Source organism: Uliginosibacterium gangwonense DSM 18521 (genome assembly GCF_000373965.1).
GTDB lineage: Bacteria > Pseudomonadota > Gammaproteobacteria > Burkholderiales > Rhodocyclaceae > Uliginosibacterium > Uliginosibacterium gangwonense.
Genome location: NZ_KB892865.1, coordinates 24,244 through 48,599, shown reverse-complemented (window position 1 = coordinate 48,599; position 24,356 = coordinate 24,244). Strand labels below are relative to the sequence as shown.

20 protein-coding genes are annotated in these 24,356 nt (G+C 56.5%); 7 read left to right on the top strand and 13 right to left on the bottom strand.

The features are described 5' to 3' along the window. Positions 1-11 precede the first annotated feature (11 nt). The 5 genes from B145_RS0118970 (at position 12) to nadS (ending at position 9,545) form a co-directional block, all read left to right on the top strand. A complete protein-coding gene (locus B145_RS0118970) occupies positions 12-6,590 on the top strand; it encodes an ADP-ribosyltransferase-containing protein (protein ID WP_018609477.1) in 6,579 nt (2,192 codons plus the stop codon). 49 nt (positions 6,591-6,639) lie between these two features. Further along, a complete protein-coding gene (locus B145_RS0118965; RefSeq protein WP_018609476.1) occupies positions 6,640-7,734 on the top strand; it encodes a type II secretion system protein in 1,095 nt (364 codons plus the stop codon). A gap of 193 nt (positions 7,735-7,927) precedes the next feature. Continuing rightward, positions 7,928-8,545: a type II secretion system protein gene (locus B145_RS27745; RefSeq protein WP_018609474.1), complete on the top strand. Its 618-nt coding sequence runs from the start codon at positions 7,928-7,930 to the stop codon at positions 8,543-8,545. 357 nt (positions 8,546-8,902) lie between these two features. After that, positions 8,903-9,265, top strand: a complete 363-nt coding sequence (locus B145_RS0118955) for a type II toxin-antitoxin system RelE/ParE family toxin (RefSeq protein ID WP_018609473.1) — start codon at positions 8,903-8,905, stop codon at positions 9,263-9,265. After that, complete coding sequence (nadS, locus tag B145_RS0118950) at positions 9,255-9,545, top strand: NadS family protein (protein ID WP_018609472.1); 291 nt, start codon at positions 9,255-9,257, stop codon at positions 9,543-9,545. The genes B145_RS0118955 and nadS overlap by 11 nt, the downstream gene beginning before the upstream one ends. An 11-nt stretch (positions 9,546-9,556) precedes the next feature. Here the strand turns inward: nadS and B145_RS0118945 are convergent, their stop codons facing one another. From B145_RS0118945 to B145_RS26315, 8 genes are all read right to left on the bottom strand, one after another. Next, positions 9,557-10,819 (bottom strand): tyrosine-type recombinase/integrase, encoded by a 1,263-nt coding sequence (locus B145_RS0118945; protein WP_018609471.1) that lies wholly within the window; start codon positions 10,817-10,819, stop codon positions 9,557-9,559. A 216-nt stretch (positions 10,820-11,035) separates the two neighbouring features. Continuing rightward, complete coding sequence (locus tag B145_RS26325) at positions 11,036-11,224, bottom strand: hypothetical protein (protein ID WP_033407706.1); 189 nt, start codon at positions 11,222-11,224, stop codon at positions 11,036-11,038. 103 nt (positions 11,225-11,327) lie between these two features. Next, complete coding sequence (locus B145_RS27740) at positions 11,328-13,679, bottom strand: replication endonuclease (protein ID WP_018609468.1); 2,352 nt, start codon at positions 13,677-13,679, stop codon at positions 11,328-11,330. Between the two features lie 12 nt (positions 13,680-13,691). Next, entirely contained in the window at positions 13,692-13,988 is a 297-nt protein-coding gene (locus B145_RS0118930) for a hypothetical protein (RefSeq protein WP_018609467.1), read from the bottom strand. 2 nt (positions 13,989-13,990) lie between these two features. Continuing rightward, positions 13,991-14,599: an ogr/Delta-like zinc finger family protein gene (locus tag B145_RS0118925; RefSeq protein ID WP_018609465.1), complete on the bottom strand. Its 609-nt coding sequence runs from the start codon at positions 14,597-14,599 to the stop codon at positions 13,991-13,993. Continuing rightward, the gene (locus B145_RS0118920; protein ID WP_018609463.1) at positions 14,599-14,898 is read right to left on the bottom strand and encodes a hypothetical protein; all 300 of its coding nucleotides are present in this window, start codon (positions 14,896-14,898) and stop codon (positions 14,599-14,601) included. Before B145_RS0118920 ends, B145_RS0118925 begins: the two co-directional genes overlap by 1 nt. Then, entirely contained in the window at positions 14,895-15,365 is a 471-nt protein-coding gene (locus B145_RS0118915; RefSeq protein ID WP_018609462.1) for a hypothetical protein, read from the bottom strand. The genes B145_RS0118920 and B145_RS0118915 overlap by 4 nt, the downstream gene beginning before the upstream one ends. Before the next feature lie 8 nt (positions 15,366-15,373). Further along, positions 15,374-15,616 carry a helix-turn-helix domain-containing protein gene (locus B145_RS26315; protein ID WP_018609461.1) on the bottom strand — a complete coding sequence of 81 codons (243 nt, stop codon included), beginning with the start codon at positions 15,614-15,616 and terminating at the stop codon, positions 15,374-15,376. 71 nt (positions 15,617-15,687) lie between these two features. Between B145_RS26315 and B145_RS27735 the strand changes: the two genes are divergently transcribed. Then, positions 15,688-16,416: an XRE family transcriptional regulator gene (locus tag B145_RS27735; protein WP_083917816.1), complete on the top strand. Its 729-nt coding sequence runs from the start codon at positions 15,688-15,690 to the stop codon at positions 16,414-16,416. 5 nt (positions 16,417-16,421) lie between these two features. Then, positions 16,422-16,700 carry a DUF6794 domain-containing protein gene (locus B145_RS0118895; protein ID WP_018609458.1) on the top strand — a complete coding sequence of 93 codons (279 nt, stop codon included), beginning with the start codon at positions 16,422-16,424 and terminating at the stop codon, positions 16,698-16,700. A gap of 59 nt (positions 16,701-16,759) precedes the next feature. On the opposite strand, the gene B145_RS28805 is transcribed toward B145_RS0118895, so the two are convergent. The 5 genes from B145_RS28805 to B145_RS28800 all read right to left on the bottom strand — a co-directional run bounded on the left by B145_RS28805 (position 16,760) and on the right by B145_RS28800 (position 24,332). Then, a complete protein-coding gene (locus B145_RS28805; protein ID WP_157288517.1) occupies positions 16,760-17,359 on the bottom strand; it encodes an imm11 family protein in 600 nt (199 codons plus the stop codon). Next, positions 17,344-22,398: an RHS repeat-associated core domain-containing protein gene (locus B145_RS26310; RefSeq protein WP_018609457.1), complete on the bottom strand. Its 5,055-nt coding sequence runs from the start codon at positions 22,396-22,398 to the stop codon at positions 17,344-17,346. The genes B145_RS28805 and B145_RS26310 overlap by 16 nt, the downstream gene beginning before the upstream one ends. Before the next feature lie 239 nt (positions 22,399-22,637). After that, on the bottom strand, positions 22,638-23,726 hold the full coding sequence (locus tag B145_RS0118885; RefSeq protein WP_018609456.1) for a phage late control D family protein: 1,089 nt from the start codon (positions 23,724-23,726) through the stop codon (positions 22,638-22,640). 1 nt (position 23,727) lies between these two features. Then, a complete protein-coding gene (locus B145_RS0118880; RefSeq protein ID WP_211209878.1) occupies positions 23,728-24,120 on the bottom strand; it encodes a phage tail protein in 393 nt (130 codons plus the stop codon). Continuing rightward, positions 24,120-24,332 carry a DUF2116 family Zn-ribbon domain-containing protein gene (locus tag B145_RS28800; RefSeq protein ID WP_018609452.1) on the bottom strand — a complete coding sequence of 71 codons (213 nt, stop codon included), beginning with the start codon at positions 24,330-24,332 and terminating at the stop codon, positions 24,120-24,122. Before B145_RS28800 ends, B145_RS0118880 begins: the two co-directional genes overlap by 1 nt. Between the last annotated feature and the right edge of the window lie 24 nt (positions 24,333-24,356).

The window sequence follows — 24,356 nt, the reverse complement described above, 5'->3', positions numbered from 1 at the left end:
AAGGATTTGTCATGTCGCTGAGAGATACTTTGCTCGCGCTCCAGCCCCAGCAGCCCAATGGGACAACTTATTCCGCGCTCGGCACGACTGCGCAGCCGCTGCCTGATCCATTGCAGGATGAGCGTGATTTCGGCAATCCCCTGACGCGTGGTCTTGGGCAGGCTGTCCGGGGTGTGAAGGGTTCGACAAAAGCCTATGTGGCGTCTGCCCTGGATGCGACTGGGCATTCTGATGCTGCAAAAGGGTGGTGGGATAGTGCGGCGCAGGATGCACAACGAGCTGCGTATGTTGGACCAGATGTCAAAAACCTTGGGCAAGTTCATGATGCGGACACTGCTTTGCAATATGCTCTCGGCGCTGTCGGCAAGGGGGCTGCATATATCCCTCCTGCAATGGCAGGTGCTGTAGCTGGACGCATGGGCTTGGGCCGATTCATGAACCCGAACCTCGCGGCCACGCTCGGTGGCGCGGCAGTCATGCACCCGACGATGGCTGGTGGCGTGGCCCAGGAGCTGCATGAGGATTCCGCTGCTGCCGGGATGTCGCCGCAAGAAAAGTTTGCTCGTGCCAACCTTGTGGGTGGTACTCAAGGCGCTGTCATGGCTGCCGTTCCGGATGCCATGACTGGCCGTATGCTGACACCAGTGCCGGTCAACTCTCTGAAGCAGGCTCTGCTTGGGGCGGGGGTGCAAACAGCCAAGAGTGCTGCGGAAGCCGGTGCGGCGGTAGGAGCCTCAGATGTGATCGGGCAGGCGCACAAGATGCAGTACGATCCGAACGCCAAGTTCGACCCAATGCGGGTTGCAGATGCAGCGGCCCAAGGCGCATTGGGTATGGCTCCTGTCGGGGCGGTACATGGGGCTGTGGCTCATGGCGTTGATCTGGTTGCCAGCGGTGGGAGGCTTGCAGCCAAGGGCGGCATAGCTCTGAGCGACACGGCCATGAAGGCAGCCAACGGTGCGGCTGATCCGCTCAGGACGGTCGGTGATGCATTCAATGCCTATCGTACCCATCCTGAGCTGGCGACCCTCATGGCCGATCAGCGACTGCCTGCTGAGCTGGTCAATGCTCCGGACGAACAGGTGAATGCCTGGGCTGCCAGTAACGAGAACATGCAACGTGAGGCCGCGCTGGCAATCGCGCGTCGTACCGTGGCCGACCCGAATGCCCCCGCCCAATCGGTAGCCGTTGCTCAACATCTGTTGGACAACGCGAACGACCCAGAAGCGTGGAAGCCTTTTGTTGGGGGGCTGGTCGCGCAAGAGCGCTCCAGGCGCGTAGGCGAGAATATCCGTGAGGCAGCGGGGGAACTGGTGAGCAGGCTTGGCGGCGCCAAGCAGAATCTGGAGCCGACGCGTGACGACGAGGTGTTTCTGAGCCGTCTTGCGCCTGATCTGGATAGTACGTTCGGAAGCCCGCTGACTGAGCATGTGCGCAACACGGCTGCGGGTGTTCTCAAAGACTATGTTCTGGGAGACTTCGGACGAGATGACAATGGCAACGTAACTGTTCCCCACGGCCTCACCGCAGCATTTGGAGCAGGCGCTCCAGAAATTATTGGTAAAGCCTATGATCTGCTGCGCCGCCAGGGAAGGACTCAGGAGATTGATGAGGGTGTACAGGCCGCGCTGGCTGACATCCAGTCGTTAGTGGATAGCCGGGTGCCACAATACAAACGAGCATCTCAAGCTGTTTGGGACAATCTGACCCCAGAAGCGATGGACGCATTGCCTGCGGAAGACTATCCACATATTGCTGACTCTATCCGTCGTTACATTGACGGTGGCAAGAAAATTCCTGATGTCGAAGCACAACTTGACCAATGGTTTGGGGCAAACAAGGACAAGGTATTGGCCCAGATTGACCTTCTACATGAGCGCAACAGGCTGCAAGGGGAAAGCTACGGGGATGAGAGCGCGGCCACGCCGAATCGTGGCGAGAGCGACGCCGCAGCAAAAGACTACGAATCCCCGTTGCAGGAGCGTGAGTCTTCATATGCCTATCATTTCGGTGACAAAGAAGGTCGCCCGTTCGATCTTGCCAATGATTACGTGGGGGATCACATTCAGCGTGTAGAGCGCAACCTGGATACGGAGCGCTACAACGCAAGGTATGACAAATCAACGGGCAGAGAGGTCGTGAGTACCGAACCCGTAGGCATTGTCGATTATGCCAAGGCAACCGGTGACAACCGCCAACTGGATGCTTTGCGCCAGCAACATGAGACTGAATACGAGACCCGTGGGTCACGTGGCCTGGATCAGATGCTCAATGATCGCTACAAAGTGCTGCGTTCCCAGGAGCGAACAAACGACCAGCCTGAAGCCGTGGAGATTCGCCCAGACGAGTTGAATGCTCCGGCTACCGTGGGTGGTCGAGCAAACAAGCGGGCGTGGTCGGATGTCACGAAGCTAGGGCAGCGGGATGTTTCTACCATCGCGGACGGCCGTATCTTTTTGCCTGAAGGAGAACCCGGAGGGAAGAAGTACGGTAAGGACTTCGTAACCTCTGCACAAAAGCTCATCTCGAAGATGTGGGAGCGCAAGGGCCAAGGGGCGTTTGATGAACGCACGGCTGAACAGACCGGCCCGAAGGATATGCTGAATATGTTTTCGGCAGGGCTGTCTTCGCTGCTCAACTCCGGCAAGTTCCAGGGGGAGATGCGGGTAAGGATGGCCGACGGTACTGAACATGTTGTCAATGGCATGAAAAGCCTGCCGGATGACTTTGCGCTCTTCAGGCGTGCGGACGGCTCAGTGCTGACTCTGGGCGAGGCTCGCAGAAGCATCAGCGAGGAAGTTGGGCGTGCGGTTGTTGATGAGGGGCGTATTGCACGCGATCCGCAGACCAAGCAGCCACATATCTATGATTCCGAAAAGGAAGCGCTTGGGCATGTGGATAAAGAGGCGGGACAGTTCGTTGGCAAGTACGGAGACAACTTCGCTGTGTTTGAGAAGAAGGGGGCGGAGTTGCCGCAGGATAAGGTACGCGAGACGGCAGGGCCAAAGGGCCATGCCATCACCGAGACCGACGAGATGTCTATGCAGGCGAACAAAAAGCTAGACGCCACAGAACGGAATTTTGATGAGCTGACCGGTGCAGAGCTGCATCCCAAGGAAGGAAAACTCGATCAGCGTGCTCGTCGTCTTGACGGGCTCCGTCGTGAGTATGCTGAAAAGGTAACGAAAATCAAAGAGCTTGAGGCGGCTCCCGCGAACGCCGTTCGTGATGGCAAGCTCAGGCTTCTGAAGAGCCAGACTTCAGAACTTGTGAAGCAAGGCAAAGAACTGGCGGCTGAATACAAGGCAGCGGCAGCGAAGGCAGACGGTAAGAAGTTCAATGCCGAACCTGCCCGCAAGTTGCTGGATAGCCCACGTTTCAATGCGTGGTTTGGTGACAGCAAAATGCGCACAAAGGATGGCGCACCGGTTGTTTTTTATCACAGCTCCGATGCTGCCTTTGATACATTCGACCCGGCAAGGGCTGGTGCGAATACGAACCATGCCAGCGCAGGACTGGGGATTTTTGTCAGCCCGTCCGCTGAACGTTCTGCTGTATATGGGCAGCATACGATGCCGCTGTATGTGCGCATGGAGCGCCCCTACAGAATGAGTCTGGAAGAGTTTTCCAGTTTTGCTGATCTAGCCCAGTCGAAAGCACGGGCGCGAGCGTTGCAGGCCCAGGGATATGACGGAGTGTTTGTGCCGACGGATGGGACGACGATTGTGTTCGATCCGACACAGCTCAAGGCGACCGACAATAACGGGAACTTCAGCGCGTTTGATGCGAACACGAAACGCTCGGACGAACCGTTGGGTGCCAAGGCTTCAGCAGAAGAGCTGAAGGCTGCGAACGACTACATTACCAAAACTCTAGGCCCGGCGATGCACCGTGAATTCGTCGATGCCTTCGGTCATGGTGGTTCGGGTGAGTGGGAACAGGGCGTGGTGAGGGTCGCAACGAGTGCCCTGAACCCGTTGTCTGTTGCTTACCATGAGAGCATGCACGAACTGTTCAGCCGTTTGACTGAGGCAGGGCGGGGCAAGGACGCCGAAACTCTGCTCAAGGCAGCGAGCAGCCCGATCACACTGCGTCGTCTGGAGCGGTTCTTTGCCGACGACAAGTTCGAAGCGGTGCGGGAAGCGATCAGGAACGACCCGCAGGAGCGTTTGGCCTACATGTACCAGCTCTGGGCTTCCGGCAAAATGAAGTTTGGGCCGGAAACACAAACGATATTCCAGCGAGTTGCCAACCTGATTCGCAGGATTACGGGCATGCTGACCAACGATCAGCGGGCAGAATTGATCCTGAAGGCGTTTCACGATGGCAAGCTGGCCGAGCCAAATGAAATGGCAAAAGCCTTGGATGGCATCGCTGCGCGTGGAGATACCTTGCGTGCGGTGGCGAAAAAAATAGATCCTGTTCTCAAGCGTGGTCAGGAGTTGGTTGGGACTGCTGAGGCCCAACTTACTGGCTCAGCCAACCCCTATCTCAACCAGATTGGCCGCTTGTTCAACAACAAGGTGGGGGCAACCGACAAAGACCAAGGTTTTCTACAGGCGCATGTTCAGGCAAACAATCAGTGGCTCAACAGGTTCGGAGCTGCGGTGAGGGATGCAGGTGAGCATGTGGAGAAAGCAGACCTTGATACGGCACTTGAAGCGCTGCAAACAGGGACGAAAGCCAAAGACCGGGTGGCGAGGAAAATCCAGGATGGCGTGCAGCGGGTGTTTGATGAGATGCACGAGTATTTGCGGGGGGCTGACGTTCGTCGTTATGACGCTGAGAAGCAACAATGGGAACCTCTTGGCAAGATCGTCAATTACTTCCCGCGTGCCTGGGACAGTGCCGCACTTGTGAGAGATGGCGCCGTGTTCAAGGACCGGTTGTTGAAGTTTCATGCGGATGAACTCGAAGCCATTGCTGCACAGGCCAACAAGGAGGTGGCAGCCAAGCAGGACGCAGGTGAACTGACTGCTTCGTGGCGAGCGTTGCAAGACGAAAAGACGACACCGGTTACGGCAGAAGACGTTGCCGCCGCCATTCTGGATCGGCTCATTGGCAGTGACGGGCAGGCTGCACTGGACGAAATGCCGAATGCCTTGGGGTACAGCCCGTTCATGAAAGCAGTGAACGAACGAACCCTGGACTGGATCGACATGCGGCAGTTTCATGACTTTCAGCAGAAGGATTTGATGCAGGTGTTGTCGTCCTATGTGGGACAGGCGACCAAGCGTGCGGAATATACACGCACCTTTGGCTACGACGGCGGCAAACTTCAGGCCTCAATGGAAGGTGCCTGGGCGCATGAGATCAACCAGATCGCCGAGCGCGAATATGGCGTGAAGGATGCTGTCGGGCAGGCGAAGGCGCTTGACCCTGAAGCATGGCAGAAGCAGCTTTACTCGGTGCTTGTCTCGGGTACGAAGACCGAGCTTACACCACAGGACGCTGAAGCCTTGCCCATTCGGGCCGCCAAGAGTCTGGAACCCGCCCGCCGTGCAGTCATGGCGATGGAAGGGACACTTGGTCACGACATCAGCCCTTTGTTGAGGAAAGCATCGGCTTACAGCATCGTCTACCAGAATACCCGGCTGCTGGCTTATGCCATGTTCTCGAACCTCATTGACCCGCTCGGTATTGTTGTGCGCGGGGGCGAGATGAAGGATGCGTTCGTGGCGTTCAAGCGTGGGATGAGTGCCATTGTGAAGGAGTGGGGCGATCTCACCGGTCTGCGCGAGCGCAAGCCCGAAGATTACGACGAAGCCACCAGGGTTGCCGAAATGGTCGGCACTGTCGACTGCGCTGGGTTCATGAGTACGATGGGGAACTTGTACGGCTCACAATATCTGCCTGCCTGGGCCAAGCGCTGGAACGACAACTTCTTCCGCTGGAACGGCATGGAAGCGTACAACAAAGCCATGCGCGTACAGGCAACACAAGCTGCTATTGGGTTCATCAAGCGGCACGCGGAGAACCCTGGCGAACACAGCGAGCGTTACCTCAAGGAGTTGGGTATCACCAAGGCGGATGTGCGAGTTCAGGATGGCAGGCTCAACACTGACAGCCCGGCGATTCAGAAGGCCATCATGCGTTGGGTGGATGGCGCAATTCTCCGGCCCAATGCAGCCATTCGCCCGAGTTGGAGTTCTGACCCGCACTTTGCTGTGTTCTTCCACCTCAAGCAGTTCATGTACGCCACCCACGAAGTGCTGCTCAAGCGTGTGGTGCATGAAGTCAAAAATGGCAACACGAACCCCTTGCTGCTACTGGCGGCTGGCTACGTTCCGGTGATGCTGGCAGCCGACGCGGCCAAGGGCATCTTGCAGGAAGCAATGGGAGCAGGGGCTCCGGTATGGGAGCATGAAGGTGTCGCAGGGATTGTGGCGCATGGGGTACAGAGGGCAGGGCTACTGGGCACCGGTCAGATGGCACTCGATGCCAAGGAGTTTGGCGTCCCCGGCCTGCTTGGGCCAACCGCCGAGCAGATCGCCAGCGCCTTCACCCAGCCTGCTGCGGACTCCCTGAAGGAAGCAGTGGGCGTCGGCCCGCTGAATTTCGTGGTGAAGGGGATGGCCTGGAACGACTGAAGGCTGGGGGTAGGGTGGTAGCGCAGAGGTTTTGCGCTACCATACCTGCATGAACAGACAGCGCGGTTTTACCCTCGTCGAGATAGCGGTCGTCCTGGTGATTATGGGGGCGATGCTTGGCTTGCTCATAGCAGGAGGAGCGACGTTCTTGCAGCATGTCACCAGCGCGACAACGTATTCGCGGCAAGCTACAGTGAAAACAGCACTGCTTGGCTATCTACGGGATCATGGTCGTTTGCCTTGCCCTGCGGCAGATGCCGCCGGGGTGGAGAGTTCGATACCGGTCAGTACGGAAGCTAGTGCAAAGAATTCTTGCGGAGTTGGTGAAGGGGCCGGAGTGAAAGCGGGGGTGGTTCCGTATGCAACCCTTGGGCTGACTCAAGAAATGGCCCTGGATGGTTGGGGCAATTTCTATACTTACGTTGTGTCCAGCGACAATGCAACAACCCCCCAGCTTCTTTACCCGCGAGACTGGGTTATGCAGCAACATCTGCTTGGTGCGAGCACAGAAGATATAAAGGTTGATGACGGATCGGGAACACCGAACCCAGCGGTGGCTGTGCTTATTTCCCACGGGCCAAGTGGGGAGGGGGCATACACCACAAAAAATACGACCATCGCTATTAGTACAGGGGATACCTACAAGCAGGCTAACAAAGATGGCTGTGTCCAACGCGATAGCACTGGCTTGCGGGTTTGTTATAAACGGGATCTCACTGATACATTTGATGACTACGTGTTCCCGATTTTACGGGATGACCTTGTCACCCCTCTCTATGCACAAGGGGTGCTCTCTGCCCCTGTCGCTACATTCAACAAAGCCTGCCAAGATATTAAAGACAAGCTGATTTCTGTAGGTTTGGCAAACTATGTACCCGCCTCCGCGTCCGGGCCTGTGGTTGGTTACAACATAAGTCCCAATAATGACTACACAGTCTTTATTCAAGACCCAACAAGTTCTACACCCCTCAAATGTGAAATATCTGCCAACACTGCTATTGCGCAATCTACTTCGTACGTTGCCCTTTGTGATACTGAGTTAGTAACCGCGCAGAGTGTAACGAGCGCGACAGGGCCGATGACGTGCCGGATTACGACAGATGAGCTTAAAGCCGTATTCGCCCGAACAGGATTTCCACCATGACTTTACCTCGTAGGATGTTGTTGGCCGGGTTGCTTACGCTGCCGTTGGCATGCATGTTTTTCGGATTATTCGCGTGCTCTCCGCTATTCCGCGCAGTGCCGCTTTACGTCGGTTTTTTGTGCTCGCTACTTGCGGCCTATACCTCGGGGCATTGTGTTGTATTGTTTGGTTGCCTTTGGAGAGAGTTCAATAAATGACCAAACGTCTTGCACAGCACGGGTACACGCTGGTCGAAATCGCTGTTGTGTTGAGTATTGTGGCGGTGTTGCTGGGGTCGGTCGTGTTGGGCGGTCAGGCGCTGATCAAGGAAGGTGATAAGAAGGCGTTTGTTGGGCAGGTTGCTTCAATCCGCTCCGCCGTAGCGCTATTTCGGGATCGCTACCGCTTCTTGCCTGGGGATTTTCCTGTGACGAATGAAATCCCCAATGTTAGTGACGCATGTAAGAAGGGCAATGGTGATGGGCTTATCAGTGCCGATGAAAGTGCCTGCGTGTTTGAACACCTCGTAAGCGCCAACTTAGCTCAGCCGAACTTGTTTTCGTCCAAATATTCTGAAATCGCTATCAGCGTAATATCGAAAGACGGTGCCGTAACGGCTTACGGGGGCAGCGTGAGTTCCACGTTGCTGCGTGCTGATGTTCACAATGTGTTGCTGATGCAGAACACGCCATGTTTTCTTGCAAAAGCGGTTGATGAAGCTTTTGATGATGGGGATTTGACCAATGTCGCCAGACCAGGAAAGGTTGCGAGCCTGAACGGCACGTGCTCCGACGACTTTGACCATGTGTGGCTGGCCGTCGCTCTGTGGTGAGCGGAAGGGAGCCGCATAGCAGTGGGCTCTTCGCTCCGTCTGACGGTAAAGACGGCTTTCAAAAACCGAGAGATGGCGGCTGCTCTAGGAAATGGCAGTCGCGCCAGACGTCTGAGGCTACTTCTTTAGTAATAAAAAAGCTGCATAAAAGCTGCATTTACTACGCTAAAACCCGCATGTTTTGGTGCAGCTTGTTTGATTTGATTTCTTTAAAATCAATGAGTTAGTGGTGGAGGCGGCGGGAATCGAACCCGCGCTAAGCCCCGCCTATGCTTGATCTAGCGGAAATATTGACCAAAACCTGACTATTGGCTGGCTGGAAACCGCTCCAGCACTCAAAAACAGGCTGCAGTTGACATGTGCGCCATTGGCGTACATAGTCAGGGTATGGCCCTTTTTCATTTTATTGAAACTTCCATCTTTACGGCCCAGGTGAAGGAGCTGCTGACGGATGACGAATACCGCGAGCTGCAGCGGCGGTTGATTGATAACCCGGAAACTGGCGACCTAATGGAAGGTACTGGTGGGGCACGGAAGGTACGCCACGGCGCCAGGGGGAAGGGCAAGAGTGGCGGTGTGCGAGCCATCTACTACTACGCCAAACAAGATGGGCAAATCTTTATGCTGGTGATTTACCCGAAGTCTGAGCAGGACAACCTGAGCAAAGCCCAGCGCAACGCATTGAAGAGCATTATTAAGGAGTTGGACGATGGAAGCTAAACTATTCGATGCACTGCTTGAAAGTGCCAAGGAAGCTGTGGCCATCAAGAAGGGCACCAAGGCCGCCAGCCGGGTTACTACAGTGGAAGTTCCCGATGTCGCCCTGCTGCGCAGCAAGACAAATTTGACCCAGGATGCATTTGCAAAACGCCTGAAGGTGAGTCCCAAGACGTTGCGCAATTGGGAACAAGGCAGACGGCACCCTACGGGCGCAGCGCTGGCCTTGTTGCAGGTGGTTGAACGCGAACCTGAAGCCGCTATGCGGGCTTTGGCTGACTAAATTTTTTCCGGTCAGTGGTTATCCGTGCCTGATCTACGCGTGTCGTGGCCAAGACTCTGACCAAATACCTGTTCCGCCCGGCTTCCTGCCCCAGGATCTGCGCTTGGAATAAAGCGCCCATAGACACGCCGGATCATTCCCCAATCTTTGTGCCCCATCTGTTGCGCAACCCACATTGGGTGTTCCCCAGCCGATAGCAGCATAGACGCGTAGGTATGGCGGGTCTGGTAGGGGTTCCGGTAACGGATGCCTGCACGCTTAAGTGCGTGCGTCCAGAGCGTTTTGCGGATTGGCTGGTCGCCCGTCCAACGCTCACCGGTTCGCGGGTTTTGGAAAACCTCTTCACCTTTCAGCCAAGTGTGTTCCTTCTGCGCTTGAATGGCGGCCAGCGCTGGAGCCAACAGCTTTACATCGCGGCGCCCTGATGCGGTTTTGGTTGTTTCCACTATTTGGGACGCCGGTTCGATTCCGCCTTCAGGAACCGAATTGAGAGCCTCTGCGGCGGCAACAGCCTTGGCTCTTCGATGTGCTGCCTGGGTAGTCGCTTTGCGGATCTTCACCACGCCAGCGCGAAGGTCAATGTCTGCCCAATTCAGCGCAACCAATTCGCTTGTCCGCAAACCGGTCCAGAAGGCGAATTGAACAAGGTTCCTGCCTTGGCCAGACAGTTCGGCCAGGATGGAACTTTGCTCATCTGCCGTGAATGGATCGACGTCTTCCTCTTCTTTGGGAGGCTCCACCTTTCGATAGTTCCAGCCTGCAATCGGGTTGGCCTCAATGATTCCATCCTCTTCAGCTTCTGCCAGGGCAGAGCGGAGAACGGAAAGAATGTTGCCTATCCGTTTGTTGCTGGCGTCCAGGCCTGCGCACCATTCCCGAACCTTTTGCCTATCCAGCTCCCCGATAGACAGCGCACCGAACTTTGGGATCAGGTGGCCATTGACCGTTTTACGATAGTCTTCCCAGGTGGATGCTTTGAGTTGTTTGGCTTTTCGTTCCAGCCAGTCATCAAGAAAGGATGCGATCGTGGTGAGCGCCCCCTTGCTTTTGGCAAAGCGAGCGGCATTTTTGCTATTGGGGAAGGTGACTGAATAGTCGAATTCGCCGCGAGAGATCGAGTCAAGGATTGCAGCGCGATGAAGGGCTGCCCGTTTTAGGTTAGCGGGGGTGGGCTCAAGTTTGATCCGTTCGCGGCACCTTTCGCCCGCATAGTAGAAGTCGATTTCGACCGTACTGGCCGAACCCGCGCGAACACCATCGAACTGCTTACCCATTCGTTGTAACCCTCAATGTCAACCAGAACCCGGCCATCGGGTGCCTTCACCCAAACTTCTCCTTCTAGCCAGATTCCGTCACGCATTTTAGTCCGAACCGCATCCTCAGAGTATCCTGATTCGGTAGAGAACTTAGCGATGGTTACAAATCTAACAGCAGGCATTGAGCAATCTAGTGTTTGTAAGTGTTCAGTCGGGGGCGGGCATATGGGAACTTCATTTTTGACGTTCGGCTGCTTGCTTGGTGAGTGCCAGAAAATATTCCATCGACCTGATCGCGTCTGTTAGTTGATCAGGGAACCTTGCATCCTTTGCGCGGCTGACTGCTTCCTGAAGATCGTCGATGTGCACAAGAGCCTTTTTCACGCATTCCATGGCGGGTGCTTTGGTGGGCCGTATTTGCATGTCTTACCCCCACACCCGTTCAACTAATGAAATAGCAAAACCCACCGCGCAGCCGATCACCCCGACTGCCCCGATCAGGGCGTCGATATCTCGTGGGGCTGCTTTAATCCAGGTACTCACCACCGCCACCGGGGTATAAAAAACCGACTGCCCGGTCGTATTGCTCCCAATCGTCATGGTCTGCCTTGAAATTGGCAGGTTCAAAGCGGTCGATTTCATCATTCACCCCTTCGCTTTCCGCCTCCCCAACTCGGGGGGCCGTACAGTTATTGACACGAGTCCAAGGAACCCCAAAACCCCCAACCCCCAATTCCTCAACATCCACCCCAAAACCTTCAAGCCCTGCGCTCTCTGCACTCCCATAAACCCAAGCCACAGGGGATTCACCCTTGCCGGGCGGCAGGCGCCATGCGTTTGTCGTATCGCTGACCATCTGCTGGCCTGCGCTTTGTTTGATGCCTTGCGCTGGGCGGGTGTTGGTGGGCTGGCGTTGCACCGTCCAGCTCAAAAACCGGGTGATCACTGAGCGTTCCTTGAGCCGATCCATCACCCCGAACACTGCCGGGCCGGGGTCTTCACCGTAGCGCCCAGGCAGTACCGGGGCCGGGCATTGATTGGCCGCGTCCCAGCGTTCCCCCTCGCGGGTCTTGGCCAGCTTCAGGCGCAAGTGCTTGCGCTCTACGGTCGGGCCACCCTGAATCGTGGTGTATTCGCTCCAGGCGCCCACATCGGCGGCAGCGCGGGCCGCTTCCAATGTGTCGGTGGCCTCTGCATCGGCTTCGCGTAATCTTCTGAGTTCGCGCCACACCCCCACCGGGGCGCCCCCGATCTGCTGAAACTGGCGGGTGTTGTGGGTGGCGGCCCAAGCTTCAATCCGGGCTGCACCTTCCACTGCGTCATGGCCATACAGATCAAGCTGCACGTTGTAGCCGTCAATGTTCTTGCTGATGTACTTGGCGATATACCCAGCCGCGCTTTTGGTGGCGCTCATCTCTACTGACACAAACTTGCAGCCGTGCAGCTTGCGGTCACGGTCGGCCTCTTCACGCTGGCGGATAGCCGCTTTGTACTGGTGGGCGGCCTGGGCAAACTGCTCGCGGGCGAGTTTTGCAAAGCCACGCTTCATTCCATCGGCCTTGTTCTGTGCGGCCAGCTCCTGCACGGTTGGGGGCAGGGCGATATCGTCAGCTTCCACACGCATGGCATAGCGGCGAAACTTCGCCCGGAAACGCGCCACCGCTTCCTTGGGCATGAAGAGCAACAAATGCCAATGCGGGCAGCCATCCTGATGGGGTTCAGCCACCCGGAAACCATAGAAGCGGATACCCCGGCGAGCCACCCAGGCGCGGATCAGTTGCCACGTCTTGCAGAGCCACGCTTGCGCCTCGCGGGGGCTGGAACCGTCATACCGGGGGTTCGCCCCGCCATTGGCATGGAAGCGACTCGGGGCGGTCAGCGTCACAAATTCCGCCACATGCCCGAGGTCTCGTGCCACCGCCTCAAACCCGGCAATACGTGTCATGAGTTCGCTACGGCGGATACGTGGATTGGCGTTTGAACGTTCGGCCAGATCGGCAAGGGAGAAACATTCTCCATATTGATTGACTACATCCACCGCTTCCAGCGCCTGGGCATTGCGGCGCTTTTGCTGATCGCGTCGCAGGCAGGCAATATCAGAAACGTACTTCTCGCCATTTGCATGCACATAGCCCAGGCCGATGGCATGTTGCTCAATAAGCCGCCCGTGCTGCTCGCGCAGACGCCGACGCCACCACAATTCATCCATCATCCGGGCCAGCGCCGGGGCGGCTTCCTCATTGAGGGCGGCACGGACAGCCTCCAGGCCTACCAGCACCACCAGTTGCTCAATCGAATAGCATGAGGGCGATGCGGCCGGCACTTCATCATCCCAGGCGCTGGCGTCTTTACCTTCATCCAGGGACAGCATGGCCACCAGCAAGGGCAACACGACGGCCAGCATGCAAGGCTCAAAGTCTTGCACCTGGGGCAGATCGTTCCAGGAGGTGGAGACGGTGCGCTTGCCCAAATGCCGGGCCAACTCATGCGGCACCAGCACCGATGGCAAGCGCAATTCGGGGGCTTCTATTCCACGGCATTCACAGAAACGCACCGCTTTCTCATAACGGGCGATCACTGAGCCGTTCGTTACTGCGCCACAGGTGCGCAGACACAGGTCAGCCAGATCCTTAGCTCTGGCGCGGATATCGTCGTCGGTGGCAGAGATTGGCAACAGCAGCCCCTGCATACTCTCGGTGACTTCCCGCAACCAGCGATTGCCGTCCGCTTCGCGCTGCTTGGCCCGGCGTTCATACTCACTCACCACCCGGCGCTGCCACAGGGCAGGTACACGGGCGAGCATGTCCGCCATCCAGGCGCGGGTATCCGCAGCCCAACGGCGCTTTTGCTCAATGAGGGAAGATGAACGTGGCATCATTGCGATGGGCGCTCAGTTCGTTCTGGCTGACTTGGTCAGCACACTGGAGAGCCACGCGCTCATATCCCGCGCACGCTGTTTGATCTGCGCCCGATATCCCTCCGGGATGCTGGCCCACTTTGCATGCGTGTCGGCCCAGCCTTCAGGCAGACCGGCAATCCGCAACAGCACCTTGCGTTCGCCCCGGCTGGCATCACGCCATGTACGTGCCCACGGATCAGATTCCGCAGAGACAATCTGCGCGCATTGGGCCAAAGCCGCCCGGCCTGCCTCGCTCAATACGGGGCGGGTGATGTTCTCAACTTGCATAATCAGTCTCCCGAAGAAGCCGCCGCCAGCTCAGTAGGTGGCAGTGGCAGCGACAATTGATTGGGGTCTTGTGGGGCGCTCTCGCGTAGCGCCTGGGGACGTGCCCAGCGCGGCAGATCCAGGCTGGGGGCATCGCCTCGCAGGAGGTGGATGGCTTCCACCACCACTTTGTATTTCCCATCGCAACGCGGGTTAAAACACACCGCGAACAATTCACGCCGGGTAGAAGAAACCTGAGTGCTATCCACATAGCGCATGGCCTTGTCACACTTCGGGCAGCGCAACTGGTGCGCCGTCAGCGGCTTGTGGGCCGGGGGCAAAGGCTCGCAGCCCGGAATGCAGGTCTGGCGCGGATCAGGCTTTGAAACCGGCGCCAAGGCTTGCTTACGCAGGCTCGCGGGGATGTGCAGCCCATCGCAATAGTCCCCGTTGTGAAGATCGGCGGTGATTTCCACCAGATACTTGAGCGCCAGCGGCCCATGTGGAGCAGGGTTGCGGCACTCCGCATACACCTCACGCACCACATCGCTGACTTGGCGCGACGAGCGCACCGTCAGCACCCCGCCACACTCCGGGCAGGGCAGGTCGAGACGTTCAAGACGAACGGTCATCAGTGCGTAACCCGAACCAAGCGTTCAGCGTGGGCCGTGATCACCGAAGCCAGCGCCAGCGTGTGTTCTTCATCCAGCAGCAGGGCGCCCTGATCGAATTGCAGGGTGATACCGTCCTTGGCCCGGCGGATCAGATCACTTGCTACGGTGACGCTGTGGCAGGCATCCATCGATACGGTGTGTGCGCCGAACGACAAATAGAGCGCATCGGCGCCCTCAGTGCTATGGATGATGATTTCATCCATGTCCCCCACGCGTACCACGTGGGTACGGGTGGGTTCGCTGATGATTGGCTTCATTGGGCACCCCGATTCATGTCTCTTTTTGTCTCATCTACGCCTTGTTCTGCCTGTGCGCAGAAGGCGTGTACTTCGGGGTGAAGTGCCCCGAAAGCCCCCAGCAGCGTGGTAATGCCCAGGAAGCGCGCAGTCGGCACACCGGCTGCGGACGCCTGGGATTGCAGGTTGGCCGCGTCAGCCGTGGGGAGCTGGATTTCCATGGCAGTCATGGGGAGAGATAGCGCCGGACGGCTGGCGGTTCTTGTCTCATCTACCATGCACCCCGCGTTGTGCTGCGCCACCATTGCTGGCAGAGTTCGCCCCAACAGAGCAAACAAACCATTGAGCGCATACGAGATGAGATCCCTTGCTGCACTGGCTTCTGACGGGCAGTTGTTGAGCTTGGCGTACATCTGGAACAAGTGGTACGCGTTGTTATTCAGGCGTGTGCGCACTTCGTTGATATCGCCGCTTGGCTTCCTGGGCATGTTTTCTCCTACTTGGCCAGAACATGCGAGCCTATCGGCGCGCAATGATTATTAGCATTGGTAATTGTTGGATTTGGGCATTTATGCGCATGTAGCGCCAACAGCCGTTCGCCATTACTCCAGCGCATATCCTTCTGAGCGCCTGATAGCAAGCCGTTTATTGTGGGTTGCTTAACCCCGACCTCGGCGGCAATGGCCGCTTGGGTCATGCCAGCGGCGATCAGATCATTGATGAGCGATATCCAGTCCATGACGCGATTATAGATTTATCTATATTTGAGTCAATAGATTTTTCGTTATCGATCGGTATCAGAATTCCTATATGGATACCCTTGGCAAAAGACTCAAAGCAGCCCGGAAAGAAGCAGGGCTCACTCAAACTGCGGCAGCTAGAGCGGTCGGGATGACTCAGGCTACTCTTTCTGGTCTTGAGAATGACGGTAGCGTTGGTAGTACCTATACCTCTGCGCTGGCTCATCTATACCGTGTCAGTTCTTTGTGGCTTGCAAGCGGCAAGGGACCGATGCGGCCGGAAGGGCTTCCCCCAGAGCAAGGCAATGTATCCAAGGATTACGTGAGGGGAGCCACCACTTTTGAGGAGTCAGACCCACTTCAAGACGATGAGGTTGTGATTCCTTGTTTATCGTTGAAGTTGTCGGCGGGTACTGGCCGCTTAGAATGGGAAATTGATCCAAACGGAAAGCCGAATCGTTACCGTAAGGAATGGGTTCAGCGCCGCAATCTGAGCGCCAACCAGTTGGTTACATTGCATGTGGCAGGGGACTCCATGTCGCCAGGGCTGCCAGATGGGTGCTTGGTGACCATCGACAAGTCGGCTACCCACATTCGCAATGGGAAACGCCACGCCATTGACTATATGGGCGAATTCTTCATCAAGCGTCTTTTTCGTGAGCCAGACGGATCAATCGTGATGCGCAGTGATAACCCGGATAAAACCCGTCACCCTGATTGGGTAATTGCGCATGATCGCCTTGATGCCTTGCGCATCCTTGGGTCGATTGTTCATGTGCAACTTGATACGGACGATTGATTGCTATGGCTGGTCACATTCCTACTACGGTTGAACAGGCTGTTGGTGTGTTGCTTGGTTTGCTGCCACAAGATGAGATCGACAAGATATCCCGCATGCCAGAAAAGGACTTACTCTTTTTGCATTTTGGCCTGGGAATCTGGATACGCAACAATTTTGGGCTATGGACAGAAGGTAGCCCATTGCTGGCCGCCACCCAGCAACCAAGTGCGGATGATGCTTCTATGGTGATCATCAGGGCGCTTTGGGAGCGCCTGCAAGAAGCCGCTCCCAAGATACACTGATTATAAAAAGGCCCGCAGGTTGCGGGCTTTTTTATTTGTTCGTTCATTAGTGATTAAATTTATGAAGAAGATAAGCTCCATTCGTATTCACTTAGTTTTACAAAATCTATTCCCTTAGGATTAGTCTTTAATAGATTTTCTAGAAATCTTTCATGAAATATTGGATTTCTTGAGAATGGTGAGTTATCTGCTACAAAAATATCGTACCTCTTGTCAAGGTTGATAACGATATTTGAAACGCTTTCAACATAAATCTGTTTTTTAATGTTTGTTATTTTCTCGCCGCTCCCAGATGCGCAGTTGGATTTTTCGTAGTCAAAACAGTCTAGTTTATTTACGATGTGACAAAAGAAATATTCTCCACTTATCGGCCCTGATCGGAGGGATACGTTTAGAGGATAAAAAATAACATCGGGCGACTCGTCGAAAATATCCTTAATTTTTTGTGAAAATACACACCCCGCATTGGGTTTTAAAAAATCGGCATCAAACTTCCGAATTGATGGCGTTGTAATATCAAGGCTTATATTCACCCCTGCCGGAGGCGGTGATGGGCGCGTTGTATCAAAGTATTCGGGCAAATTGGGCGTAAATGTTAATGCCCCATACCCGTGTTTCTTAGGACTCATTACATAGTATTGGTCTAGCTGATTGAGCATGTTGTCCCCGCTGGTCTAGGATCGGTACTTTGCAACCGTATTTTACCCGTTTCCAAATCAGACTTCTGTGCTTGTTCTACCCTTGATATATGACCTAGCAATTCATGATCAGGCATCTTAGACAAACCTCCATAATTACTAGTCGCTTCTCTCTGGACTGCGTCTAGTCTGTTTTCTGCATTATTATAATAAGCGCTATAGTGGTTCCCACTATGCAAAGGAAGTCCCGTTTTGAGGGATTCTTCAGGCGTTGTTGGCAAGGAAACTCCATTAGCTCCTCGGTTAATATCGTAAATTCCTCGTTTTGAGGCTTCAGCGATAACAGGATGGCTTTGCATATGCTCGGGGATTAAGTGATGCCTTGCATAACTCTTAGGACATGGCCTCCCATCGTCAGCCATATTTTTCCCCAAAAGGGCGCATTTTTTATTGGAAAGTCCTAATGGATCAATCCATTCCGTCGGGTTGGGTGCGTACTGATGAAGGTTAAACCCACCGCGCAACCCTATGGGATCTTTGGATACAAATCTCCCCATCAGCGGATCGTAATAACGGTGCCTGTTGTAGTGTAGCCCGGTCTCATGGTCGAAGTATTGACCCTGAAAGCGTATATGGGTGGTGAGCCCCGCTTGGCGTCGGGCGGTGCTGATGAGTTCCTGGGCTTGTCCCCAGGCTTTGTAATGGGCACTCCAGACGAGATTACCTTCTTTGTCGGTGAGTTCCTGCGGAGTACCCAGGTGGTCACAGTGATAGTAGGTGGTATGGACGAAGGGCTGTTCAGCCTCAGTTGGGGTGTATTCCCAAGGAGCTTCGATCTTGCTGCGGATGGGGAGCCTAATAGGGCGGTCGGTCGCCGCTTGCATCAGCGGCACAAAACTTCCCGGCTCATACAGGTAATGGGTGGTGTGGTGATCCGCGCCGCTGGTGGCGGTGGGGACTTTGCTTTCCCAGGCCAGGGTGTCGCCGTCCCAGCCGTAGAGGGTGAGGCCGTAGCCTTTTTCCTGGGCGATGCGTCGTTGTTCGTTTTGGGCGTAGAGCGGGCCGTCGGTGCTGGAACTGTAAAAAATGGCTTGGCTGTGTTTGCTGATGCGTCGCCCCAGGGCGTCATAACAATAATACACCTCAACCTGGGCGCTACGGGTGTGCTGAAGTCGGCCCAGGGGGTTCCAGCCCAGGTGAATGGCTTCGCCATTGAGTTGGCGGGTGATGAGGTTGCCTAAGCCGTCATAGGTGTTGTGTTGCCCAGCGTATTGCCGGAGGAGGTTATCCAGAAGGCGGGAACTTCCACTTGTTTGACTGAAATTTCCTGCACGCGGGTGGCGCATGGCGTCATCGGTGGCGCTGTAGGTGGTGCCGTTGTTGCCTTCAGCGCCGAAGCGGCGTTCGCCACTGCGGGCATCTGCATCCTGATCCAGGAGGTTGCTGGCCGGGTCGAAGGCGAAGGTTTCGCGGCCCAGGGTGCTTTGGGCTTCGATGAGGCGGCCGATGGGGTCATACCGATAGTTGAGCGTGCCCCGGCGACTGTCTTGGATGCCTTGGAGTTGGCCAGCGGCATCGTATTGATAACGGCGTTGGACCTGCGTACTGGTGTTGTACCCCTGTTTGTCCGGGCTGGCCGGGGCGGCTTTGAGGACTTGCTCCAGCAAGCGCCCTACCGGGTCGTATTGGCGATGCTGTTGGAGCTGGTTGCCTTGGCTGCGTAGAATTTCGCGGTGGAGGTCATCACGTTCAAAGGCGATGGCTTCTTGTCCGTCGAGCAGCAGGCCGTGGACGTGACCACTGCCGTAGCGCAGCCAGTCGATGCTGTGGCCGTCGGGGCGGTGGGTGCGGGTGCGATTACCCAGGGCATCATATTCATGACGCCAGACGGCCAGCCGGTCTTGTTCGGTGTAGGCGTGGTGTTCGCGCACCATGCGTCCGGCTTCGTCGTAGAACCATTGCAGGTGGGCATGGGCGTTGGCAGCCAGGAGCAGGCGTCCGTTGCCGTCGTAGGCGAATTCTTCACGGTGCAGCACGCCGGGTTGCTCGGGGCTGCTGGGGCGCCCTTGTGCATCCAGGGCTTGGCCTTGGGCATCACTCCAATGGGCGCTGCGTTCAATGAGGCGACCCAGGCCGTCGAATTCAAAGCGGGTCAAGAGATGACGGTCGGCTTCCGAAACACGCCCATCTTGTGGCGCAGTCGCTGAAATGCTGCCACTGACCTGGGGTTGTTGGAGTGTCCAGGCCAGAATACCGGTACTGTCGTCGTAGTGGTAATGGGTGCGCTGGCCATCAAAGCCGGTTTCTTCCAGGAGTCGCCCGACCGGGTCGTAGTGGAATTGCCAAGTAGCGTCGTTTTCGTTTTGTAGGCCGGTCAGGCGCCCAAGGCGATCCCAGCGGTAACGCAGGGTTTGGCCCAGGGCGTCATGACGTTGGGCAATGAAGCCCGCACCGGTGTAATCATAACGGGTCATACGCCCAAGCGGGTCGAGGTGAGCCAGGAGTCGCCCTTCGGCGTCTTGAACATAGCGCTCCACACTGCCGTCGGCGTGTTCAATGGCTTCCAGTTGCCCCACCGCGTTAGGTTCCAATCCTTCCAGGCTTGCCGGGCGGGTGGCTTCTACGCCTTCAGCATAGCGGTATTGGGTCTTGGCATCGGTGGCGTCGGTGAAGGCGGCAAGGCGCCCTCGGGCGTCATAGGCCCATTGGCTGGTTTTACCGCTGCAATCGGTGTAACTCGCCAGTTGCCCGCCTTCGGTGTAGGTGATCGCTTTGACGCCGCCTTTGGCGTCGGTGATTTCAATGGGTTGCCCGGCTTTGTTGTAGGCGTATTCGGTTTCAAAGCCTAGCGGGTCAATCTCTTTGACGAGGTTGCCAGCGCGGTCGTATTCACGTTTCCAGTGTTGACCACTGCCATCTACGAGGGTGGTGAGATGCCCTTGTTCATCGTAGGCAAAGTAAAACGTACTGCCATCCGCGCGCTCATGATAGATGAGTTGGCTGCGCTCATCCCAGTCGTAGTGATCCACACTGCCATCCGGGTGGATGTGTTTGACCACATTCTTGGCGTCATCCCGGAAGAGCCATTCCTCCGCGTTGTCGGGGTGGACGATGCGGTAGGTGTAGCCCAGGATGTCGTAGTAGTGCCAGGTTTCATTGCCCAGGGCGTCGGTGACGTAGGTGAGGCGGATGTTCTCATCCCACTCCAGGCGGGTGTCGAAGCTGCCGTCATCTGCCCATTCGTGCACGGCTTTGGCGAGGCGGTTGTCGTGCTCTTCGGCCCCGCTCCATTCGAAGTTGATGCCGCGCCCGGTGCGGTCGCTGTAGCGGGTGATGAGGTGGCGGGTGTAGCGGTAGTCCCAGTGGGCGCCGTTCTCATCGGTGGCGCCAATCAGGTCGCCCGCGTCGTCATACTGGTAATGGGCAAGCGTGCGGAGGACTTGGCCTTCAACCAAAAGCTGCAAGGCAGTGATGCGTCCGGCATCATCCAGGGTGGTACTGATTTGGGCGAGTACCTTCTGCTCATGCTGAAGGGTGAATTCGGAGGGAGCATGGCGCAGCGCGCTGGCCTCATGCGCATAGCTTAGGGTCAGGCTGATTTTATTGGGCCAGTCGGATTGAATAAGACGATAGACAGTTTTGTCACCTAGACGGGCACGCTCAAAACGCTGGTTATATTCCGGCCCAAAACTGAGGAGTAGGGTCTGGGGGTCTTGCCGGGTGAGCGTGAGGGTTTCAACGGCGTGGTAATGCTCTTTGCCGACCCCAAGCTTGGGGAAGGTCACCGAGCGTCCATCCACGCCCCAGTAGATGAGTTCGTCGCCACGTTCTTCAATGTGGCAGAGCCAGTCGGTGGTCCAGCGTGCGCCCAGCGGGCCGTTGTCCAGTACCCCGAGGTTGGAGGCGTAGGTGCGTTCCCAAACTAGGGGGGTCAGGGTGGGTAGTGAAAAGTCGGTGTGGCTGAAATGCTCCCAACCCATCGCAAAACTGATACTAGGTTTCGTACCCGCAGCAACCTTGTTTTTACAGGGGCCGCAATCGTTGAGTGGCGTATGTTGCCCGCCGATGACTTCTACTTCGCCGGTGCCTTTGCCCTTCTTGGCTTGGTTGGTCTTTTTCTCATTGACCACCGAGCGGACGTGGGTGATTTTTTTCTTGGCGGCTTCCAGCAGTTTGACCAGCAGCCAGCCAATGCTCATCTCGACCCCGACAGCAGCCAGCCGGGGGAGTTCTCCGGCGGCTTCCTTGCCGATGGCACGCAGGAGATTGACTTCGCGGATGATGCCTTGCTTGATCGGTTCCGGCAAAGCGCCGGTAATGACCTTGGCTTGTGTGTTGACGATGGTTTTAGCCACCCCCACCCCAAAATGCCAGAGTGATTTGATGCCGTTTTCAAAGGTTTTAGCCGGGTCACGCCAGCCGCTTTTGCTCGCGGCCTGGGCTTCACGGGCTGCTGCCTGCATGTCGGCCTTGGCATTGAAGAGCTTGCCGTTGATGACGTTGATCACCGAGTCCGCAATCTGGTCGCACAGCTTTTTAGCGTAGTTGCTCGCGTTATCCAACATGGGTTTGAGCTGATCCAGCGCGCCCTGGGCAAACTTGTCGAGTTCCCCCGCAATCCGGGTATTGAGGTGATCGGCCAGCAGCGCCAGAATTGCGGCTCCAATCGTCTTGGCCGCCCCCTTGGCAACCCGCGCCATGTTCTGGCGAACCAGGGAGAGGGCTGGGCGTAGGCTCATCCGGGCCGCCGCCAGATTGGGCGGCATAGGGATCACGCCAAGAATGTTGATACCCAGGCTGACCCAATCCAACAATTCTTTTGTCTTGCTTTTGGAGAGGGTGATGATGTCGTTGAACACATCGACCAAGGCGATGATGTTGCCTATCACCGGCAAACTCCCCGCCACCATCTGTACCCGCTCCAGGGTGATGATGTCGTGGCTGATACTGCGCAGCCAGGCATCAAACTTGTTGACGCATTTGCCCACGTCGAGCTTATCAACGGTGTTGGTCGGTGCCACCGCGACTTGGGGCGGGCGCGAGGTCTTGGAATCAGCCATTATTCCATCCAGATCAGGTCAGGCGTGGCTTGGGGCCACGTTGTGTGTGCCGTGACAGGGAAGACGCCGATCTATGAGGCAGACTATCGGGTAATTCCGCGCCGGTTTTTAAAGGATCGACTATATCCGAATGTAATTGACAGATGTTTGCAATCGATAAGCGGCGTTGCAAACGCCCCACAATTCTGGCACGCGAGTGGCGGGGAAGGGTGGGGGGCAGGGAAGGATTGGGGCAGGCGTCAGGCGGATGAACTGACTTTGAGTTCCATCTCCAAGGACGTCGTAAAGCCTGAACTGGACAGGCTATGCGTAGCACGTGCAATGAGCCAGTCGGTGGCATCAATCTCGGGCTTGAAACCTTGCACGATGACCGGCAATTCGGGAAACAGATCGGCACGGCCCCGCGCAAGGTTTAAACTGAAACTTGCCACACCACGCTGGAGGCGTTGCCATTCTGCTTTGGCTGCACGTTCGGCGGTGGTCTTGCTGGCGTAGGTGTGGCGCAGGACCTTGGTGTTCTCTGCGCTGGCCTTGATTTCCGTGTTGGCGCTTTTGTTCTTCCGCTTGCCTCCCGTTGCTGTGCTGCCCTTGGCATTGACCAGCACCTCCCCATGCGTACCACCCCGGATGTCCTGATAGTAGGCTTTCACTGCCGTGTAGGTGTCGCGTTCGGCCATCGCAAAGCGATGCTGATCACCGGAGGCGCGGGTAATGGTGGCAGTGGGAAACGGCGTACCTGATACGGTTTCCGCTTCACCAATCGGCATGAACAAGAGCATGCCTTTTTTGACTGTGGCAAGGGCATCGTGATCGCGGGCCAAGCGCGTAAGCAGATTTACATCGGACTCATTGGTCTGATCGATATGCTCAAGGGTGAGGCCCGCCAAGCCTTGGGATACCCTGGGCGTGAGGCCATGGGCGGCGGCAATGGCTTTGACGATTTCGCCAATCTTATGCCCCGCCCAGCTTTTGGTCTGCTTGGTGATCAGTCCGGCGCGTAGGTCTGCGCTTTTGCCGCGCAGGGTGAGCCGATCCGGCGTGCCAGAATGCTCCACCTCATCCACTACAAACGTGCCCTTATCCACCAAGGGTTCGCCCCGCCAGCCCAGGAAGAGGGCAACAGTCACCCCACGGTCAGGGATGGCGAGCTTGCCGTCTGAATCATCCAGGCTGATATCCAGCGTATCCGCCTCAAAGCCGCGATTGTCGGTCAGCGTGAGCGACTCCAGCCGGGCATTGAAGGCCGGGGTGATATCCCGGCCATCGAGCACAAGGCGGTAATCGGGGGCAGGGTGGCGATAGGAGTGGTTGGCAGGGTGGCTGGCCATGTCAGGATGCCCCTTCGTTGTCATCATCCACGCGGGTGAGTTTCAGACTGAATTCAATCTTTTGGGGTGTCCCATCGGAAAGAAATATCGTTCCAGTGGTCTCCAATGACTCTATGACAAATTGCCCATAGATGTGGTGGTCGCCTCCCACAAGCAGATACTTGTCGCCGGTATCCCCCATGGCTTCCAGATCCTGCAAAGATACCCGGCCATCCGGGGAGATTTCCGGGTACACGATGCCTGCCAAGGTGATGGATTCATCATCCCGCCCCAGGAACTGGCGGGCCGGGCGCACGCCTACGCGTGAGGTGCTGGGGTGGCGCCAAGCGAGAGACCGACGCAGGTTATCGTAACTCGTGGTGTCAATGCCAAAGACGTATTGACCCAAACACATCAGCACTCCGCGCACGGTGCCTCCCGCTTCGCACGTCGGCGGGCTTCCCAATCCTCACGGCATGCCACTTCGCACCAACGATGCCCAGGTGAGACCGTCTCGCCACAATTGAGGCAATAACCGGTGGGTGCAGGCCCTTCCTGCTTGCGCGTGGCGAGCGCAATATCGCGGCTCAGGGCTTCTAATTCGGCTGCTCTGTCGTAATAGTCCATGATGTATCACTTATCTGTTTGTCG